This window comes from Chromobacterium sp. CCUG 30098 (genome assembly GCF_059916605.1).
The window spans coordinates 77002-96396 of the sequence record NZ_JAUCGS010000003.1 but is presented as its reverse complement, the minus strand read 5'-3'; the positions used below and the strand labels follow the sequence as shown (position 1 = coordinate 96396).

General features: G+C 63.8%; 22 protein-coding genes. 8 read left to right on the top strand and 14 right to left on the bottom strand.

Annotation, left to right across the window (positions count from 1 at the left end; translation table 11 throughout):
• Positions 1-85: 85 nt before the first annotated feature.
• The 5 genes from nadA (at position 86) to rpoS (ending at position 4702) form a co-directional block, all read left to right on the top strand.
• Complete coding sequence (gene nadA, locus QUG03_RS08610; protein WP_107798147.1) at positions 86-1003, top strand: quinolinate synthase NadA; 918 nt, start codon at positions 86-88, stop codon at positions 1001-1003.
• A 130-nt stretch (positions 1004-1133) separates the two neighbouring features.
• Positions 1134-1880 (top strand): 5'/3'-nucleotidase SurE, encoded by a 747-nt coding sequence (gene surE / locus QUG03_RS08605; RefSeq protein WP_500819847.1) that lies wholly within the window; start codon positions 1134-1136, stop codon positions 1878-1880.
• A complete protein-coding gene (locus tag QUG03_RS08600; protein WP_019102883.1) occupies positions 1862-2533 on the top strand; it encodes a protein-L-isoaspartate(D-aspartate) O-methyltransferase in 672 nt (223 codons plus the stop codon). Before surE ends, QUG03_RS08600 begins: the two co-directional genes overlap by 19 nt.
• Positions 2446-3705 carry a peptidoglycan DD-metalloendopeptidase family protein gene (locus QUG03_RS08595; RefSeq protein WP_227106917.1) on the top strand — a complete coding sequence of 420 codons (1260 nt, stop codon included), beginning with the start codon at positions 2446-2448 and terminating at the stop codon, positions 3703-3705. The genes QUG03_RS08600 and QUG03_RS08595 overlap by 88 nt, the downstream gene beginning before the upstream one ends.
• Positions 3706-3754: 49 nt before the next feature.
• Positions 3755-4702 (top strand): RNA polymerase sigma factor RpoS, encoded by a 948-nt coding sequence (gene rpoS / locus QUG03_RS08590; RefSeq protein ID WP_019102885.1) that lies wholly within the window; start codon positions 3755-3757, stop codon positions 4700-4702.
• Positions 4703-4754: 52 nt separating this feature from the next.
• On the opposite strand, the gene QUG03_RS08585 is transcribed toward rpoS, so the two are convergent.
• From QUG03_RS08585 to QUG03_RS08575, 3 genes are read right to left on the bottom strand one after another with little or no spacing between them, the layout of a single operon-like run.
• The gene (locus tag QUG03_RS08585) at positions 4755-6692 is read right to left on the bottom strand and encodes a transglutaminase TgpA family protein (protein ID WP_500819846.1); all 1938 of its coding nucleotides are present in this window, start codon (positions 6690-6692) and stop codon (positions 4755-4757) included.
• Positions 6679-7647 carry a DUF58 domain-containing protein gene (locus QUG03_RS08580; RefSeq protein ID WP_500819845.1) on the bottom strand — a complete coding sequence of 323 codons (969 nt, stop codon included), beginning with the start codon at positions 7645-7647 and terminating at the stop codon, positions 6679-6681. Before QUG03_RS08580 ends, QUG03_RS08585 begins: the two co-directional genes overlap by 14 nt.
• Positions 7631-8527 (bottom strand): AAA family ATPase, encoded by an 897-nt coding sequence (locus QUG03_RS08575; RefSeq protein WP_500819844.1) that lies wholly within the window; start codon positions 8525-8527, stop codon positions 7631-7633. The genes QUG03_RS08580 and QUG03_RS08575 overlap by 17 nt, the downstream gene beginning before the upstream one ends.
• Before the next feature lie 73 nt (positions 8528-8600).
• Here QUG03_RS08575 and QUG03_RS08570 point away from each other — a divergent pair, with 73 nt between their 5' ends.
• Positions 8601-9560 carry a histone deacetylase family protein gene (locus tag QUG03_RS08570; RefSeq protein ID WP_107798142.1) on the top strand — a complete coding sequence of 320 codons (960 nt, stop codon included), beginning with the start codon at positions 8601-8603 and terminating at the stop codon, positions 9558-9560.
• 62 nt (positions 9561-9622) lie between these two features.
• Here QUG03_RS08570 and plsY read toward each other — a convergent pair whose 3' ends face one another.
• Entirely contained in the window at positions 9623-10252 is a 630-nt protein-coding gene (gene plsY / locus QUG03_RS08565) for a glycerol-3-phosphate 1-O-acyltransferase PlsY (RefSeq protein ID WP_500819843.1), read from the bottom strand.
• A gap of 73 nt (positions 10253-10325) precedes the next feature.
• Here plsY and QUG03_RS08560 point away from each other — a divergent pair, with 73 nt between their 5' ends.
• Both QUG03_RS08560 and QUG03_RS08555 read left to right on the top strand, forming a co-directional pair.
• The gene (locus QUG03_RS08560) at positions 10326-10685 is read left to right on the top strand and encodes a dihydroneopterin aldolase (protein ID WP_048415680.1); all 360 of its coding nucleotides are present in this window, start codon (positions 10326-10328) and stop codon (positions 10683-10685) included.
• A 73-nt stretch (positions 10686-10758) separates the two neighbouring features.
• A complete protein-coding gene (locus tag QUG03_RS08555; RefSeq protein WP_488905118.1) occupies positions 10759-11184 on the top strand; it encodes a PaaI family thioesterase in 426 nt (141 codons plus the stop codon).
• Positions 11185-11246: 62 nt separating this feature from the next.
• Here QUG03_RS08555 and QUG03_RS08550 read toward each other — a convergent pair whose 3' ends face one another.
• From QUG03_RS08550 to deoD, 10 genes are all read right to left on the bottom strand, one after another.
• Positions 11247-11537 carry a hypothetical protein gene (locus tag QUG03_RS08550; RefSeq protein WP_488905117.1) on the bottom strand — a complete coding sequence of 97 codons (291 nt, stop codon included), beginning with the start codon at positions 11535-11537 and terminating at the stop codon, positions 11247-11249.
• 74 nt (positions 11538-11611) lie between these two features.
• Positions 11612-12004 (bottom strand): group II truncated hemoglobin, encoded by a 393-nt coding sequence (locus QUG03_RS08545; protein WP_227106904.1) that lies wholly within the window; start codon positions 12002-12004, stop codon positions 11612-11614.
• Positions 12001-13209, bottom strand: a complete 1209-nt coding sequence (gene purT, locus QUG03_RS08540) for a formate-dependent phosphoribosylglycinamide formyltransferase (protein ID WP_253313797.1) — start codon at positions 13207-13209, stop codon at positions 12001-12003. Before purT ends, QUG03_RS08545 begins: the two co-directional genes overlap by 4 nt.
• 115 nt (positions 13210-13324) lie before the next feature.
• Entirely contained in the window at positions 13325-14581 is a 1257-nt protein-coding gene (locus tag QUG03_RS08535) for a D-amino acid dehydrogenase (RefSeq protein WP_500819842.1), read from the bottom strand.
• A 67-nt stretch (positions 14582-14648) separates the two neighbouring features.
• Entirely contained in the window at positions 14649-15500 is an 852-nt protein-coding gene (locus tag QUG03_RS08530; protein ID WP_107798136.1) for a CheR family methyltransferase, read from the bottom strand.
• A 62-nt stretch (positions 15501-15562) separates the two neighbouring features.
• Positions 15563-15895, bottom strand: coding sequence for an iron-sulfur cluster insertion protein ErpA (gene erpA / locus QUG03_RS08525; RefSeq protein WP_197083112.1), 333 nt, complete (start codon positions 15893-15895; stop codon positions 15563-15565).
• A gap of 219 nt (positions 15896-16114) precedes the next feature.
• Complete coding sequence (gene argC, locus QUG03_RS08520; protein ID WP_488905116.1) at positions 16115-17143, bottom strand: N-acetyl-gamma-glutamyl-phosphate reductase; 1029 nt, start codon at positions 17141-17143, stop codon at positions 16115-16117.
• 156 nt (positions 17144-17299) lie between these two features.
• On the bottom strand, positions 17300-17692 hold the full coding sequence (gene rpsI, locus QUG03_RS08515; RefSeq protein ID WP_019102900.1) for a 30S ribosomal protein S9: 393 nt from the start codon (positions 17690-17692) through the stop codon (positions 17300-17302).
• 15 nt (positions 17693-17707) lie between these two features.
• Positions 17708-18136, bottom strand: coding sequence for a 50S ribosomal protein L13 (gene rplM / locus QUG03_RS08510; protein WP_019102901.1), 429 nt, complete (start codon positions 18134-18136; stop codon positions 17708-17710).
• 499 nt (positions 18137-18635) lie between these two features.
• Positions 18636-19346 carry a purine-nucleoside phosphorylase gene (deoD, locus tag QUG03_RS08505; RefSeq protein WP_043632219.1) on the bottom strand — a complete coding sequence of 237 codons (711 nt, stop codon included), beginning with the start codon at positions 19344-19346 and terminating at the stop codon, positions 18636-18638.
• Positions 19347-19395 lie beyond the last annotated feature (49 nt).

The following is a 19395-nucleotide window of genomic DNA, read 5'->3' as shown; positions in this document are numbered from 1 at the left end:
AGCAATAGCTCTTTACTGCACCGCACAAAGTCGCCACGCGCCCCTTGCTCCAACAAGGCCGGATGGCGGCGGGAGTCGATCCATCATGACGAAACGCGTCGTCACGCTTGCCCATTACTATACCCAGCCTGAAATCCAGAAAATGGCCGACAAGGTTGGCGACAGCCTGGAACTTTCTTTGTACGCCAAGGAAGCCAATGCCGACATCATCGTTTTTGCCGGCGTGCGCTTCATGGCGGAAACCGCGAAAATCCTCAATCCCCAGGCGGAAGTGATTCTGCCCGACGCCGGTTCCACCTGTTCGCTGGTGACACAGACCGACGTCGCCGCGCTGGCCAAATGGCGCAAGCAGCACCCGGACCACGTGCACGTTTCCTATATCAACTCCAGCGCCGAGCACAAAGCGCTGTCCGACTGGATCGTCACCAGCCGCAATGTGGACGACATCATTGCCCACCTGTACGCCGAAGGCAAAAAAGTGATCTTCTCGCCGGACCGCAATATGGGCGGCTACCTCAACTATCAGTACGGCTACGACATGCCGCTGTGGTCGGCGGTGTGCGAGGTGCACGACAAATTCAACGAAGCGGCGCTGGACGAGGCCTTCGCGGTCGCCGGCGCGGAGAAATACCTGATCGCCCATCCGGAAAGCCCGCTGCCGGTGCTGAAGAAGGCCGATTACGTCGGCTCCACCTCCGGCATGCTCAACTGGGTCAAGCAATTCTCCGGCAGCCCGGACGCGGTGATCTTCGTCGCCACCGAAGACGGCATCCTCTACAACATGGGACTGGCCCGTCCGGATCTGGACCTGCGTCAGGCGCCGATCTACGCCGGCTGCCAATGCAACTCCTGTCCGTACATGAAGATGAACACCATAGAAGCGGTCAAGCGCGCCCAGCAGGGCGTGGGCTTGCGCATCGACTACCTCAGCCGGGAACAGATGGACGCGGCGCGGCTGCCGATCGAGCGCATGCTGGAATTCAGCCAGCGTTACTACGCCTGAGCCGCTTTCCCCAACCCGCCCACCGGCGGGTTTTGTTTGTCCGTCTTCCACGCCGGACTTTTCCGCGTCATCGTTGGAGCGATACAATCAGCCGGGCCACCTTTGCCGGCAAGAACAATAGAAAGACAGCATGAAGTTTCTCATCAGCAACGACGACGGTTATTTCGCTCCGGGACTGGCCATGCTGGCGCAAACCCTGTCCCGCCACGGCGAAGTCGTCGTTGTCGCGCCGGAGCGGGACCGCAGCGGCGCCAGCAACTCCCTGACCCTGGATCGCCCCTTGACCGTGCGCAAGGCCGCCAACGGCTTTCACTACGTCAACGGCACCCCCACCGACTGCGTGCACCTCGCGGTGACCGGCATGCTGAACTTCAAGCCGGACATGGTGTTCAGCGGCATCAACCACGGCCCCAATATGGGCGACGACACCCTGTACTCCGGCACCGTGGCCGCCGCCACCGAAGGCTTCATGCTGGGCATTCCCTCCATCGCGGTGTCGCTGGCCGGCTATAGCGGCCAGCACTTCGCCAGCGCCGGCCTGGTCGTCGATCAACTGGTGGAACGCTGCAAGCGCAACCCCTTCCGCGAGCCGGTGCTGCTCAACGTCAACGTGCCCGACATCGCTCCGGAAGCGCTGGGCCAATTGACCGTCACCCGCCTGGGCCGCCGCCACTGCGCGCAGCCGGTGATCAAGTCTCAGAATCCTCGCGGCGAGACGATATACTGGGTAGGACCGGTCGGCAATGTGCAGGACGCCGGCGCGGGCACGGACTTCGGCGCGCTGGCCAACAACGATATTTCAGTGACGCCGCTGATGCTGGATTTAACCGCCTATGGCCAACTAGACGGAATCAAAACATGGCTACACCACAGCTGACGCCGGGCCAGCCGGCCTACGGCATGCTTTCCGACCGCACCCGACGCCGCATGGTCGAGCGCCTGCGCCAGAACGGCGTGGCCGACGAACGCGTGCTGACCGCGATGTCGGACGTGCCGCGTCACCTGTTTGTAGACCAGGCGCTGGCCACCCGCGCCTACGACGACGTGTCGCTGCCCATAGGTCACGGCCAGACCATCTCCCAGCCTTTCACCGTGGCGCGGATGACGGAAATCCTGTTGAATGGCAAGAAACCGGGCAAAGTATTGGAGATAGGCACCGGCTGCGGCTATCAGACCGCGGTGCTGCTGAAGACCGGCGCCGAGGTCTACTCCATTGAACGCTTGGGCGTCATTCTTGACAAAGCCAGACGCAATTTGCGCGCCGCCAAGCTGGTGCACGCCCGCCTGGTCCACGGCGACGGCCATTTCGGCCTGGCCGAGGCCGCGCCCTTCGACGGCATCATCATGACCGCCGCCGCGCGCAACATCCCCCAGGCCCTGGTCGAACAACTCAACGACGGCGGCCGCATGATCATGCCGATAGGCGAAGAGGAACAGTACTTGTGGCTGATAGAGAAAACCGCGCAAGGCCTGCAGAAAAGCCGGCTGGACCCGGTGAAATTCGTACCCTTGCTTGCCGGACGCAGTTAAAACTGCAAAAACACAACAGTTTCTTTGTCCGACAATTTATCAAATCACTTAAACAGACTATAAAAAACAAAAGTATGCTAAAAATGCATTGCAGCTATGCATATATATTCACGGCTTCGATCGGCATCGCCCTGAGCGGATGCAGCAGCATCGCCCAGCAACCGGCCCCCGTGGAAAGCGCAACGCCGGCCGTCGCGCGCAGCGCGCCGCCTTCGGCGCCCGTCGCGACAGGCGGCAACAGTGCGGCGGTGACGACGCCGTACCAGGATAACGGAGGAGTGTCCGCCGCGCCGATAGGCTCCGCCTCGGCGGCGGGCGCAACAACAAAAGAAAAGACCCATGTGGTTCAGCCGGGGGAAAACCTGTTCCGCATCTCTCTGAACAACGGCCTGAAATACAAGGACGTCGCGGCCTGGAACAACCTGCCGGACAACAACATCAAAGTAGGACAAGTACTGCGCTTGACCCCGCCCGGCGGCGATGCCCCTCCGGCGGCCAACGCCGGTCAGCCAACGGCCGGCGCCGCGCCGGTTCAGCCCAGCGCGCCGGTGGAAAGCGCAACTGTCCAAGCAGGCGGTGTCAAGGCCTACCCCAAAGCCCTGAAACTGCCATACAGCGCAGAAGCAGCAAAAACCCTGTCCGCCCAGAGCGAGGGAGGACCGGGCAACAACAAGAACGCTCAAGCCCCGATCAGCGCCGCCGGCTCGCCGGCGACGGCAAGCGCTCCGGCCAAGACCGAAGCGCCGGCGGCAACGCCGTCCAGCAAGCCCGAGGCCAGCAAGCCCGTGGCGAAAACGGACGAAGACGCGGTGCCGTGGCTGTGGCCGACCGAAGGCAAGATGATCCGGGGATATTCCGATAGCAGCAAGGGCATAGACATCAGCGGCCGCAGCGGCCAGCCGGTGTTGGCGGCGGGAGACGGCAAAGTGGTGTACAGCGGCACCGGCCTGCGTGGCTACGGCAAGCTGATCATCATCAAGCACAATAAATCCTTCCTGTCGGCCTACGCCCACAATAGCCAGTTGCTCGTAAAGGAGGGCCAGTCTGTCAAGCGAGGGCAGAAGATTGCCGAAATGGGCAATTCCGACGCCGACCAAGTGAAACTGCACTTTGAAATCCGCCGCCTCGGCAAGCCGGTGGATCCGATGCAGTACCTTGACCATAAGTCCTGACGGGCGGCCGGGGCCCCCGTCCAGGATCAGAAAGAGACGGGGGTAGAACATGAGTAGCGAACTCGACATTCTCGAAGAGCAAGAAATTCTCGACGAGGAAAGCAATGAGGAAGCCGTTGCCGAAGTGGAGGCAGAGGAGGTCGGCGAAGCGCAGCCGGTATACGAAGAAGTTGCCGACGTCACCCAAATCTACCTCAACGATATCGGCAACAACGCCCTGTTGACGCCGCAGGAAGAACTGGCTCTGGCCCGCCGCGTGGTGGCCGGAGAGTTCGAAGCGCGGCAGAAGATGATCGAACACAATCTGCGGCTGGTGGTGAACATCGCCAAGCATTACATCAACCGCGGCCTGGCGCTGTTGGATCTGATCGAGGAAGGCAATATCGGTCTGATGCACGCGCTGGAGAAGTTCGACCCCGAGCGCGGCTTCCGCTTCTCCACCTATGCCACCTGGTGGATACGCCAGAGCATAGAGCGCGCCATCATGAACCAATCTCGCACCATCCGCCTGCCGGTGCACGTGATCAAGGAGCTCAACGTTTATCTGCGCGCTTCGCGCCACCTGGAAAGCCAGATCGGCCGCGAGCCGACGCTGGACGAAATCGCCCACCTGGTGGGCAAGCCGGTGGACGATGTGCGCAAGGTGATGAACCTCAACGAGCGCATGGCCTCGCTGGACGCGCCTCTGGACATCGATCCGATGTTGTCTATCGGCGAGTCCATCCCGGACGAGCAGCACGACGAGCCGGAAATCCAGTTGCACAACAGCCAGCTGGAGCACTTCGTCCATGAATGGCTGGGCCAGTTGAACGAGAAGCAGAAACTGGTGATCGAACGCCGTTACGGTCTGAACGGCTACGAGATCTGCACGCTGGAGGAATTGGCCGCCGCGCTGAGCCTGACCCGCGAACGCGTGCGCCAGATCCAGATCGAAGGCCTGGAACAGCTGCGCCGCATCCTGCGCCGCAAGGGCATCTCCAAGGACTTCCTGCTGTAGCGCGCGCCAGCGTCGACCGCAGCCAGCAGCCCCCGGCTCCCCGGGGGCTTCGTCATTTCCGCGCCAGACGGAAACGACGGCTACGACGCAGCCAGTCCCGCTGCCGGGCGGCGTCCGCGGCGCGCGAACGATAACGCAAGGCCACGTATTCGCTCACCAGGGTTTTCAACTGCGCGTATTCCGCGGCCGCCAGGTCGGGCTTGGCGCGACGCAACAGCTCCAAGGGCCCGTCGCAAGGACCGGCCTCTATCCGCCGCCGGCGCAATTGCGCCAATAACAGCCGCCAGCCCCTCGCCATCGGCTCCTCGCGTCCACGCCCCCGCCGCCACCACCAGGCCAGCGGCAAACCCGCCAGCAAGACGCCGACGAACAGGGCCTGCAACACGCTGCTCGCGCTCACGCTCTCGCCCAGGCCCAAGCGGTGAAACACATTGCGCTGCCGCGCAGCGTCGTAGCCCACCACCCATTGCTGCCAGGCGAAACCCGCGGCCTGCCAGTTCTGGCGCAGATTGCGCAACCAGGCCGGCGGCAAACCCGCCATCCCGCGCTCCCTCAAGGCCGGCACGCTCTGCTCCGCCCCATCCGCCAGGCGCAGCGGCGCCACCGCGCTGGTGGGATCGACGCGCAGCCATTGCCGGCTTTCCGCCAGCCAAACCTCCACCCAGGCGTGCGCGTCGGACGACTTCACCTGCCAGAAACGCCCCACCGGATTGTATTCTCCGCCCTGATAACCGACGACAATCCGCGCCGGCATGCCCGCGGCGCGCGCCAGAAACGCCAGTGCCGACGCGTAATGCTCGCAAAAGCCCTGCCGGCTGGAAAACAGGAATTGATCGACCTCGTCTTGCCGGTCCAGCAAGGGCGGATTCAGCGTATAGCGAAAGCCCTGGCTTCGAAACGCTTGCAAGGCGGCCTGCGCGAAAGCGCCCTCCCCCCGCGCCGCCAGCTCTCGCGCCCAAGCGCGCGCGCGTGGATTGCCGGGCGGCAAGCGCAGGTAAAACGCGCGCTCGGACTCGGACAAAACCGCCTGATAACGCGCGCCTAAGCGGCTGACGGCGTAAAAACGCTGAGTCCTCCTATCCTTGGCGTCCCCGCGCAACACCATGCCGTACCGCAAACGCGACGCCTCGTCCGGCAGCGGCACATCCAGCGCCGGCAAGCGCCCCTTGTCCGGCTCCAGCGTAACCGCGTACTCCACCGTCTCCCCGCCGCTGACGCCCTCCGCTCCCGCGCCGCTCGCCTCCCCGTCGCCGCTCCAACGGCTGCCGTCGAAGCGGTCCAGCAACAAGACCCGCCAGTACATCTGCTCCCGCGGCGGCGCCCGCTGCGGGAACACCGCGGAAAACGCCGGTTCCCGGCTCAGAATCAGCTGGCTGACGCTGCCCGGCTCCAGGCTGTCGCCCAGGCCGCTGACCGCCTGCCTGCCCGGTTCGCTGGGCATGCTCCACAAGGGGCCGGACAGCCGCGGCATGATCACGAACAAGACCAGCATCAAGGGCAGCGCCAAGCCCAGGGCCGACGCGGCGGAGCGCAAGCTGCCGCGCCATGGCGCGCCCTCCAGCGCCGCCATCGCGCCGGTCAGCGCCAACAAACTCACGGCCAGCCAGGCCGCGGCCAACGGCGACTGGTCGAACAGCAAGGGCATGGCGGCCAGAAACACCCCCAGGGCGATCAACACTCGCCAATCCCGCAACTGAGCGCACTCCTGCGCCTTGAACCCCAGCAGCAACAGCAAAATGCCGACGCCGCCCTCGCGCCCCACCAGGGTGCCCAGCGTGCGCCAGGACAGCCAGGCGGCCAGCAGCAAGGGGGGCAACAACCACCAGAACGCCGGAGGCGCTCTTCGCCGCCAGACCAAGGCCGCCTTGCCCAGCAATAAGGCGAAAGCCAAGGCGACCAGCCAAAACGGCAGATGCAGCCATAGCGGCGCGGCGCTCAAGGCCACCGCGGCCAGCGCCGGCCACACTCTGGCGCGATCAGGAACGCTCATCGCCGCGCTCCAGATACAGGGCCAGAGCCGTCAGCGCCAATAAACGCTGCTGCGGCTGCGGCCCCACGCTGCGCGCCGGCAGCTTCAGCACATAGGGCTGGCGCTGGCGCTCGCACTGCTCCACGCGCCAGGCCAGGCGCGACAGCTTGAGCTCCACATCGCCGCCTCGGCCGTAATCCTGCCAGTCCAAGGCCAGCAAACCGGCCCGCCCTTCCCCGGCGAACTGCTTGCTGACCAGCGCGCCGCGGCGCGCCAGCACTTTCCAGGCGATGCGGCGCGGCGAATCCCCGACTCGATACGCGTCCAGATGGGAGAAGTCCTCCTCCTCGCCCGGCAGCTCGCAGGGCTGATCCCCGCCGCCCTGGCTGCGGCCGCGCTGGCCGTCCTGCAAAGGCGCGGGAAACAACAGCACCTGGGCCCTCAGCCTGACCCAGGCGCTGGCGCGCACCAGGCCGAACGGCGCCTCGCTCCAGACCAGGCAAGCCGGCAGGGCCATATAGCCGCGCCGGCTGCCGCAAACGCTCAGCTCCACCTCGAACTCCGCTCCGCCGGGCAGACGGTCAATCCGGGTTTCCATCCCCTCCTCCAGCGCCAGGCTCAGTTGACGCTCGCCCTCGTCCTCATGCTTCAACAAGACGCGGAAACGCGCGGCGTCGCCGGCGAAGACCGGCTCCGCGTCCAGCGCGCGCAGCTGCAGGCCGGCCAGCTGCCGGTAAGCCAAGAGCACGGCCACCAGCAATAAACCGGCCACCCAGAACGACAGCGCGTAAGCAAGGCTGACGTCGTAGTTCAAGGCGCCTATCCATACCGCCAGCGCCACCAGGCCCAGCGTCATGCCGAAACGGGTGGGCAGCAGATAGATACGGTTTTGCTCCAGCCGGCAATGCGGCTGCGGCATCGCGCGGCGCAACATCCATTGCCGCAGACGGCGACGCGGATCAAGGAATGGGAACATGAGCGAGCAGGCCGCTGGCGACGTCGCCGCCGTTGCCGCCGAGCAGGCGATGGCCGGCCACGCTGGGAAAAACCGCTTTCACGTCCTCCGGCAACACGTGATCGCGCCCTTCCAGCAAGGCCCAGGCGCGCGCCGCAGCCGCCAGCGCCAGACCGGCGCGCGGGCTCAGCCCCGAGGCGAAGCGGCTGTCGCGGCGCGTGGCTTCGACCAAGGCCAGCACATAGCCGGCCAAGGCGGGACTGACGGTCAGCTCCGCGGCCTGGCGCTGCAGCGCGATCAACTCTCCGGGACGCAGGGCCGGCACCAGCTTGGCCAGCAGCTGACGGCGGTCTTCGCCTTGCAGCAAGGCCAGTTCGGCCTCGCGCGGCGGGTAGCCCAGGGAGATGCGCATCAAGAAGCGGTCCTGCTGCGACTCCGGCAACGGAAAAGTGCCGGCCTGCTCCGCCGGGTTCTGGGTGGCGATGACGAAGAAGGGCTCGGGCAAGGGATAGGTGGCGCCGTCGACCGAAACCTGGCGCTCCTCCATTGCCTCCAGCAAGGCGGACTGGACCTTGGGCGAGGCGCGATTGATCTCATCGGCCAGCAGCACCTGGGAAAACACCGGGCCTTGATGGAAGTGGAAGGAGGCGGAATCGCGCTGATAGATATTGACGCCGAGAATGTCCGAAGGCAGCAGATCGCTGGTGAACTGCACCCGGCGATATTCCAGGCCCAAGACCCCGGCCAGACCGTGAGCCAACGTGGTCTTGCCCACGCCGGGCACGTCCTCGATCAATAAATGACCCCGGGCGATCAGACAGGTCAAGGCCAGGCGGATCGCCTGCGGCTTGCCCAGGATCAGCTGATTCAGTTGACGATACGCAATGGAGAGAGATTGCATTTGCACCTGCTAACGCGCACTATTTATCGATATCGGATATCCTGCGTTCATTGTACGCAACAAGGAATCGCACGTGTTGACCTGGCTGAAAAAACGCTTGCAGCGTTCAGGCCTCACCGCCTACATCTCCCATCCCGAATGCCTGCAACACAATATGGGCGTCGGCCACCCGGAATGCCCCGAGCGCCTGATCGCCATCCGCGATCAATTGATGGCCTCGCAGATTCTGGACGGGCTGCAAGAGATCGAAGCGCCGGAGGTCACCGAACAGCAACTGGCCCGCGTGCATCCGCCCCACTATCTCGAATACCTGGAATCCTGCTCTCCCAGCATAGGCACTTTTCGCGTGGACCCGGACACCGCGATGTCCGCCGGCACGCTGCAAGCCGCCCGGCGCGCCGCCGGCGCCGTGGTCAAGGCGGTGGAACTGGTGGCGGAGGACAAGGCGCCCAACGCCTTCTGCGCGATCCGCCCGCCCGGCCATCACGCCGAAAGCGGCAAGGCGATGGGTTTCTGCTTCTTCAACAATCTGGCGATCGGCGTCACCCACGCGCTGGCCCATTATCAGTTTGAACGGGTGGCGGTGATAGATTTCGACGTCCACCACGGCAACGGCACCGAGGAAATCCTGCGCGACGATCCCAGAGTGCTGATGGTGTCCATCTTCCAGCACCCCTTCTATCCCTATAGCGGCGACGAGCCGCTGGGCCCGAACATGCACAATGTGCCGCTCAAGGCCGGCAGCGGCGGCCGCGAGTTCCGCGAGGCGGTGGAAACGGTGTGGCTGCCGCTATTGCACGACTTCCAGCCGCAGATTCTTTTCATTTCCGCCGGCTTCGACGCTCATCGCGAAGACGATATGGGTTCGCTGGGGCTGGTGGAGGCCGACTACGAGTGGGTGACCCGCCACCTGATGCAGATCGCCGACCTCTACGCCGACGGCCGCGTCGTTTCGGTGCTGGAGGGCGGCTACGATCTGTCCGCGCTGGGCCGCAGCGTGGCCGCCCATCTGCGAGTGCTGTCCGACGGCTGAAACAGGCCGCGCCAAAACAAAAGGCCGTCCAAGAGACGGCCTTTTCATGGGCTAAGCAAGGCTCAGGAAGAACTCTTGTCCGTCCCCTTGTCGCCTATCTTGTCCTCTTGACCGGTCAAGAGCTTGATCAGATTGGACTTGTGGCGATGCACCACCAGGATGGCGATGATGATGCAGCTGCCGAAGTAAACGCTCTGCGGCCCGACGATGAAGTAGGCGTACACCGGCGTCAGCACGCAGGCGACGATGGCGGACAGCGAGGAAATCTTCAGCACGAAGGCGACGAACAGCCAGGTGGCCAGCGCCGCCAGCGCCAGCCACGGGCTGAAGCCCAACAGCACGCCCACCGCGGTGGCCACGCCCTTGCCGCCCTTGAAGCCGAAGAACACCGGCCACATGTGGCCGATCAGCACCGCCAGCGCCGCCAGCGCGATCGCCTGCTCGCCCAGGCCGTATCGCGACCCGAACCAGGCGGTCAGCGCCACCGCCACCCAGCCCTTGATCCCGTCGCCGAGCAGGGTCAGCGCCGCCGCCAGCTTCTTGCCGCTGCGCAGCACATTGGTGGCGCCGGGGTTGCCGGAACCGTAACTGCGCGGGTCGGCCATGCCCATGGCCTTGCTGACAATCACCGCGAACGAGAGCGAGCCGATCAGATAGGCCGCAACAACAAAGGCAAAAGCTGTCGTGGTCATGGTGTATCCATTAGAATAGAAGGCTTCGGATTTTACGGTATCGGGCGGCAAACCCCAACTCCCAGACAGACTGATGGACATCATATTCCTGCGCGAAGTGCGCGCCGACACCATTATCGGTGTCTACGAATGGGAGCGGAAAGCCCCGCAAACCATTGAAATCGACCTGGAAATCGGCATTCCCAGCGAAGCGCCCTGTCACAGCGACAATATCGGCGACACCATACACTACGGCGTGGTGGTGGAGCGGCTGCGCAAGGCGCTGTCCGAACAGCATTTCCTGCTGCTGGAAGCGCTGGCCGAATACATCGCCAAGGTGATCCGCGAAGACTTCGGCGCGCCCTGGGCGCGCGTCTCGGTCACCAAGCTGGGCATCCTGCCCGGCGTCAAGCGCGTCGGCGTCTTGATCGAACGCGGCCACCGCCCGCGCTGAAGCCGAGCCGCCGGGCATTGACGCCCGCGCCCCGGCGCTTGATGATGTTTAGATCACAGCGCCGGAGCGCCTCATGTCTCGCTTATCCGTCCCGGAATTCCAGAACCTGATCGATCAGGAACTGCCCTTGGTCCGCCTGTTCGGCATCCAAACCGAATCCATCGCCGACGGCGGCGCGGTGTTGCGCATGCGCTTCAACCCGGATTTGATCCGGCCGGGCGGCACGATCGCAGGCCCCGCCTTGATGGCGCTGGCGGACGCCACGCTGTACGCGGTGGTGCTGGGGATGATAGGTCGGGTGGAGCTGGCGGTGACCACCAGCCTCAACATCAACTTCCTGCGCAAGCCGCCGCCGGCGGACGTGATCGCGGAAGGCCGCATTCTGAAGCTGGGCAAACGTTTGGCGGTGGGGGAAGTCTTGCTGCTGTCGGCCGAGCTGGAAGAAGCGGTGGCCCATGTCACCGGCACCTACTCAATCCCGCCTGCGCCCGGACGCTGAAGCGACGCCTTATTTTAGGGCGCATTAGACAGTCTCGCGGGCAAGCGCGGGGGAACACGCACTCAGTCGGTGTTCACTTTCAAACGCAAGCCGAACTGCTTGGGCGTCAGACGCAAAGACAACTGGGCTTGCTTGTTCAGGTCCAGCACCGGAGATAGCGACAAACGGTTGCTGACCGCCTCCCGCTCAAAGCGCAGACCGCCGATGGTAATGTCCTTGCCGGCGTCCCGGGGCGCGGATTTGATCTCCCCGTCGGACGGAGAGGCGCAGGCCCAGGCTTGCGGCAGACACGCCGCCGCCGCGCCCGCACCCGCCCACAGTCCCAGCCACAACAGCAACAGCTTGCACGCCATGCGCTCCATCTCCGCCAGATGAAATGCGAGAACCTTCTCTCATCATGGACAATGGCGCGCCGGCCGCAAGTTTTTTATTGATTGCGCATGAAGTCGGCGGTGTTGTGAAAAGCCTCGATCAGTTTTTGCTTCAACCAATCTTCGGCCACCAGTTCATCCACCGCGCGGCGCATGCAGGACATCCATTGATCGCGCGCCGCCTCGTCCACCGCAAACGGCATATGGCGCATGCGCAGCCGCGGGTGGCCAAAGGCCTCCATGTACAAGGACGGGCCGCCCAGCCAGCCGGACAGGAACATGAACAGCTTCTGGCGCGAACCGGCCAGATCCTGCGGATGCATGTCGCGCAGCGGCTTGACCGACGGGTCGCTGTCCATGATGTCGTAAAAGCGGTCCGTCAGCCAACGCACCACGCCTTCGCCGCCCAATAATTGGTAGGGCGTCATTTCCCGCACTTCATCGCTCACGCTTCATTCCCCGTCGTCGGCCGCACCAGCGCGGCCGCTGTCCTGGCCCGCTCGCGGGCCTGTTCCACCGTCTCGGCCGTGGCCAGCGCCACGCCCATGCGGCGCTTCAAATAACTTTCAGGCTTGCCGAACAAGCGCAGGTCCGCGCCCGGCACCCGCAAAGCCTGGTCCACGCCGTCAAAGACGATGCCGGCCTCGTCCAGGCCGCCGTATATCACCGCCGACGCGCCGGCGCTGGAGATCTCCGCGTCCACCGGCAGGCCCAGGATGGCGCGCGCGTGCAGCTCGAACTCGGACCAGCGTTGGGTGGCCAGCGTCACCAAGCCGGTATCGTGCGGCCGCGGGCTCACCTCGGAGAACCACACTTGTTCGCCCTTGATGAACAGTTCGACGCCGAACAGGCCGCGGCCGCCCAGCGCGTCGGTCACCGCCTTGGCCACTTCGCGCGCGCGCAGCAAGGCCAGTTCGCTCATGGGCTGGGGCTGCCAGCTCTCCACGTAATCGCCGCTGCGCTGCAAATGGCCGACCGGCGCGCAGAAATGCGTGGCGATGCCGCCCGCGCCGTCCGCCGCGCGCACGGTCAGCTGGGTGATTTCGTAATCGAAATCGATGAAGCCCTCGACGATCACCCGGCCCTTGTCCACCCGGCCGCTGCTGGCGGCGTATTGCCAAGCCTGAGCCACGTCCTCCGGCCCGCGCAACAGCGACTGGCCCTTGCCACTGGACGACATCACCGGCTTCACCAGGCAGGGGTAGCCGATGCCGTCGTCGATTGCGGCTTGCAGTTCTTCCAAGCTGGAGGCGAAGGCGTACGGCGAGGTGGGCAGGCCCAGCTCCTCCGCCGCCAGCCGCCGTATCCCTTCGCGGTTCATCGTCAGATGGGCGGCGCGCGCGGTGGGTATCACCTCGGCCAGACCGTCCGCCTCGATGCGCAACAGCTCGTCGGTGGCGATGGCCTCGATCTCCGGCACGATCAGATGCGGGCGCACTTGCTCCACCAGCCGGCGCAAAGCCGCGGCGTCCGACATGTCGATCACGTGGCTGGCGTGGGCGACCTGCATCGCCGGCGCGCCGGCGTAGCGGTCCACGGCGATGGTTTCCACGCCCAGCCGCTGCAAGGCGATCACCACCTCCTTGCCCAGCTCCCCGCTGCCCAACAACATCACCCTGACGGCACTGCGACTTTGCGGCGTTCCGATACGCATGACGATCTTCCTTGCAAATGAATGGCTTGGCCCGCCGGCGGCGGACGATGGGAATCCGAATCGGCGCGATTTTACCATGCGTCGGGCATCGGCTCGCTTCAGTTCAACCTATCGCTCAGGCGCGGCAGAACGCGAAATCCAGCGCCGGCGTTTCGCCGCTGATGATCTCGGCCAGCGCCCGCCCGGAGCCGGCGCCCTCGGTCCAGCCCAAGGTGCCGTGGCCGGTGTTCAGATACAAGCGCCGCAAGCGGCTGGGGCCGATCAGCGGCACATTGCCCGGGGTGGCCGGCCGCAGGCCGCTCCAGAAACGCGCGCGCTCCCAGTCGCAGGCGTCGCCGAACAAGGCGCGGCCGCGCTGCAGCAGCAAGTCGCAACGCCGCGGCTCCAGATGGGTGGAATAACCGGACAATTCTGCGGTGCCGGCGATGCGCAGCTCGTCGCCCAGCCGCGACACCACCACCTTGTGGGCTTCGTCGGTAATGCTGGTCAGCGGCGCGGCGGCGGCGTCCAGAATCGGCAGGGTGGCGGAATAACCCTTGGCCGGGTACACCGGCAAGCGCAAGCCGGCCTGCGCCGCCAACAAGGGAGAATAAGAACCCAGCGCCAAGACATAGACGTCCGCCTCTAGCCGCTCGTAAGCGCCGTCGGCAGCGGTGACGGAGACGCCGCTCACCTCCCCGTCCGCGCGCTCCAGCGCGTTGACCCGGGTCTGAAAGCGGAACTCCACGCCCCGCATAGCGCAAGCCTGGGCCAGGGCGACGGTGAAGAGATGGACATTGCCGGATTCGTCGTCCGGGCTCCAGCACGCCCCGCTCAGTTCAGGCAGAATGCGCGCCAAGGCCGGCTCCCGCTCCAGCGCCTGCAACGGCGTCAGCAGGCTTTTCTCCACGCCCAGCGCTTGCAGCCGCGCGCAGCCGGCCTGGGCCTGGGCCCGTTCCGCATCGGAGAACAGCAGGGTCAGAATGCCCCGCTGCAATTGCTGGTAATCGATGCCCAGTTCCCGGCGCAAACCGCGCAGCGTGTCGCGGCTGTACAAGCCCAGCGCCACCATCTGGCGCATATTGCGCTGGCTGCGTCCCGGCAGGCATTCGCGCAGGAAATCCAGGCCCCAGCGCCATTGCTGCGCGTCCAGCCGCGGCCGGAACAGCAGCGGCGCGTCGTCGCGCAACAGCCAGCGCAACACTCGCCACGGCGCACGCGGATTGGCCCAAGGCTCGGACTGGCTGACTGAAATCTGGCCGCCGTTGGCGAAACTGGTTTCTCTCGCCGCGCCGCTGGCGCGGTCCACCACCACCACCTGGTGGCCCTTCTCTGCCAAAAACCAGGCGGTGGATACGCCGATGACGCCGGCGCCCAGGACAACTACTCGCATCGACTCTCCACAAAAGCCAATGGGCAAGACCCGCTTGCCCATTGGCCGTGCCAGCCGCGATCCGCCGTTACGGCTTCTTCGCGTGCTCGTAAACCGTCTTGCCGCGCAGATGGAAATAGTCCGACGCGAAATAGAAATTCTCGGAATGACCGACGAAGAGCAGGCCGTCCGGCTTCAACAGCGGCGCAAAGCGCTTGAGCACGCCGAACTGAGTGTCGCGGTCGAAATAAATCATCACGTTGCGGCAGAAAATGGCGTCGAACTGGCGCTTGACCGACCAGTTGCTCTCCACCAGGTTCAAACGCTGGAAGGTGATCATATTGCGCAGCTGGGCCTTGGCCTGGAAGCTGCCGTCCGGCTGCTTGTCGAAATACTTGGCGGCGTAGCCCGGCGGCAGGCGCGCCACCTTGTCGGCGGCGTAAATGCCCTTGCGGCCGGTTTCCAGCACGCTGGTGTCCAAGTCCGTGGCCAACACGCTGATGCGCGCGCCCGGCACCGCCTCCAGCGCGGTGATCGCCAGCGAGTACGGTTCTTCGCCGGTGGACGAGGCCGCGCACCAGATCGCCAGTTCTCCGCCGGCCGTCGCTTTTTTCTTAAGATGCTCGGCCAGCAGCGGGAAATGGTGTTCTTCGCGGAAGAAGAAAGTCAGATTGGTGGTCAGCGCGTTGACGAACTGTTCGAACTCGCGCTTGCCGCTGATCGACTCCAGGAAATCGACGTAGGCGGCGAAGCCGGGCAGCTTCAGTTCGCGAATGCGACGCACCAGGCGGCCGTAAACCATGTCTTTCTTCGACGGGTTCAACGAAATGCCCGCTTCCTTGTAGATCAGTTTGCGAATGCGCTCGAAGTCGGCGTCGCTAAACGCGAACTCACGGGTGAATTCGATCTTCGGCAAGACGACGGGTGGCGGCTTATTCATTTTGTTGTCCCCATAAAAAAGGCCCGGGCAAAAGCCCGAGCCTGTATTCTACCGCGTCCGGATCACACCGAGAACGATGAACCACAACCGCAGGTGGTGGTGGCGTTCGGATTGCGGATCACGAACTGGGAGCCCTCCAGGCTTTCCTGATAATCGATTTCGGCGCCGACCAGGTACTGGTAGCTCATCGGATCCACCAGGAAGGTCACGCCTTGTCTCTCTATAGCGGTATCGTCTTCATTTGCAATTTCGTCAAATGTGAAACCGTATTGGAAGCCGGAGCAGCCGCCGCCGGTCACGAAGACGCGCAGTTTCAGATCGGGATTGCCTTCCTCGGCGATCAGCTCCTGCACCTTGGAACAAGCGCTTGCGCTGAAGTTGATCGGGGACGGCATTTCAGTTGCAGCAGTAGTCATGTCAAACCTCGCAATTCAGTTCCGGGGCCTTGAGAAACCCGCCAACGGTCCGCTAGCGGCCTGGCTGCGTGCGCGCTGCGGTTTCTCAAACCCCTTCTAAAGCCGGCAGAGCGGCATTCACCCACTATTTTAGTCGGATATTGGGGCCGATGGCGAGTCTTCAAGCGAACTAGTTCTTTCCGCGCATGCGCCGACGCCTCAAGGCAGCAAGGGAACGATGTCCAGTCCGGCCCGCTCCGGCTGGCCGAACATCAGGTTCATGTTCTGCACCGCCTGGCCGGCCGCGCCCTTGACCAGATTGTCTATCACCGACAACACCACCACGGTATCCCCGCCCTGCGGCCTGTGCGCGGCGATGCGGCAGACATTGGCGCCGCGCACCGAACGCGTCTCCGGATGGCTGCCGGCCGGCAGCACGTCGACGAAGTGCTCGCCCTCGTAGCGGCGCTCGAACAACGCCTGCACGTCCACGTCGGCCTTCAGCCGCGCGTAAAGCGTGGCGTGGATGCCGCGTATCATCGGCGTCAGGTGCGGCACGAAGGTCAGGCCCACCGGCTGCGCGGCCGCCCGGCCCAGGCCCTGGCGGATTTCAGGCAAATGCCGGTGACCGGACACGCCGTAAGCCTTGAAGGAATCTCCCGCCTCGGCCAGCAAGGCGCCCACCTCCGCCTTGCGCCCTGCGCCGGACACGCCCGACTTGCAATCGGCGATCAGGCTGGAAAGCTCCACCGCGCCGGCTTCGATCAAGGGCAGGAAGCCCAATTGCACCGCGGTCGGATAGCAGCCCGGATTCGCCACCAGCCGCGCGCCGCGGATGGCCTCGCGGTTGATTTCCGGCAGACCGTACACCGCTTCGGCCACCAGGTCCGGCGAACCATGGCTCATGCCGTACCATTTTTCCCATTCGGCGACGTCCCGGATCCGGTAATCGGCGGCCAGATCCACCACCCGCACGCCGGCGGCCAGCAATTCTCGCGCCTCGTTCATCGCTATGCCGTTGGGTGTGGCGAAAAACACCACATCGCAATCCCGCAAGCGCGCTTCGTCGGGCGTGGAGAAGGCCAGATCGATGCGGCCTCGCAAGCTGGGGAACAGGTCGGCCACTTTCATGCCGGCCTCCTTGCGCGAGGTGACCGCGGTCACGCGCGCCGACGGATGGCCCGCCAGCAAGCGCAGCAGTTCGACACCCGTGTAGCCGGTGCCCCCGACGATTCCCACCTTGATCATGCCCATTCCTTTATGTAAAAGCGCGTCGCAAAAACGACAGTGTAGGCACTGCGATGCTGCCTTGCAATATGGATGGGATGGAAGCGGAGAAACGACAGGCAAGAAAAAACCGCCTGGCAAACGCAGGCGGTTTTCTTGAAAACAGAATTCGGCGAATTAACGCTTGGAGAACTGCTTGGCGCGGCGAGCTTTGCGCAGGCCGACTTTTTTACGCTCAACTTCACGAGCGTCGCGGGTCACGTAACCAGCAGCGGACAGAGCCGGCTTCAACGCGGTGTCGAAGTCGATCAGTGCGCGGGTGATGCCGTGACGGATCGCGCCGGCTTGGCCGGTTTCGCCGCCGCCGACAACGTTCACCTTGATGTCGAAGGACTCGAGGTTTTCGGTCAGCGCCAGCGGCTGACGGATTACCATGCGGCCGGTTTCACGAGCGAAATATTCATCAACGGGCTTGCCGTTAACGATGATTTGGCCCGAGCCCTTTTGCATGAACACGCGAGCAACGGAGCTCTTGCGACGGCCGGTGCCGTAGTAGTATTTACCGTTCATTTCTACGCCTTAAAATCAGATTTCCAGCACTTTCGGCTGTTGAGCAGTGTGCGGATGCTCGGAACCGGAGTACACCTTGAGCTTCTTGATCATGGCGTAACCCAGCGGGCCCTTCGGCAGCATGCCTTTAACGGCTTTTTCCAGAACGCGCTCAGGGAACTTGTCTTGCAGTTCGGTGAAGCTGCGCTCGTAGATACCACCCGGGTAGCCGGAGTGACGGTAGTACTTCTTGTCTTGTGCCTTGGCACCGGTAACGCGCAGCTTCTCGACGTTGACCACGACGATGAAATCGCCGGTATCTACGTGCGGGGTGTATTCCGGCTTGTGCTTGCCACGCAGGCGACGGGCGATCTCAGCGGCGAGGCGGCCCAAAACCTTGTCGTTGGCATCGACCACAAACCAGTCGCGTTTAACCTCATGCGGCTTGGCAGAAAAGGTCTTCATGGAACTCTTCCATCGTAATTCTTGAAAGTTACGGATTCTATTACAGCCCCGATCCAGCTGTCAAACCCTTGTGAGACAACAGAAATCCGGCTACTTGACGGCGGTGCTCGCGCAGAGGGGAAAATGCAGGCGGAATAAGGGGATTAGCGGCGGCGGGGCAAAAAAAAAGCGCAACATCTAGCTTTGTTGCGCCAAGTTCCACCTAAAGAAGGAGGATGGAGGAGACAACACCAAAACGCACACTTTGCATGCCACGTCCTGATGCAGGTTTCATTATCTGCATAGGTTTGCTTCATTGCAAGGCTTTTTGTGCATTGCACTATAAAGCGTGGCTTTTTACGCCACATCAGGCTGGAGTCTCTGTTAAATCAAGGACAAAAGCACTGCGGCACTGCAAGGAAAAAATAAGGCGATTTCATTTTTCGCCCTGATTTCCCCGCCTGGCAACGCTATGGCGGGAGCCCAGCCCCCGCCATGCTGTCTGACAATCGGTAAAGGCTTACAGCTTGATCGCCGCCGCCAAAGCCACTTCCATCATGTCGCGGAAAGTGGTTTGACGCTCTTCGGCGCTGGTGGCCTCGCCGGTGGGGATGATGTCGGACACGGTCAGAATGCCCACCGCGCGCGCGCCGTATTGCGCAGCCACACTGTAGATGCCGGCCAGTTCCATCTCGATCACCTTGACCTGCATCTTGTCCAGCACTTCCAGCATATTGGGCTGAACGCCGTAGAACAGGTCGGCGGAGAACACATTGCCCACCGTCACCGGCTTGCCCTGCTCCGCCGCGGTGTCCACCACGGCGCGCAGCAGGCCGTAATCGGCGATGGCGGCGTAGTCGTGGTCGTTGAAGCGCATGCGGTTGACCTTGCTGTCGGTGGACGCGCCCATGGCGACGAACAGTTCGCGCAGCTTGATGTCCGGCGTCACCGCGCCGCAGGAACCGATGCGGATGATGTTCTTGACGCCGTAGTCCTTGATCAGCTCGGTGGTGTAGATGCTGGCGGACGGAATGCCCATGCCGTGGGCCATCACCGACAGACGCTTGCCCTGGTAAGTGCCGGTGTAGCCGAACACATTGCGCACCGTGGTCACCAGCTTGGCGTCTTCCAGGAAGGTTTCCGCGATCATCTTGGCGCGCAGCGGATCGCCGGGCATCAATACGGTTTCGGCAAAATCGCCCGGCTGGGCGTTGATATGCGGGGTCGCCATCGTCTTTAGTCTCCAGATTCAAAAGAGCCCCGGCGCACAGACGCCGGGG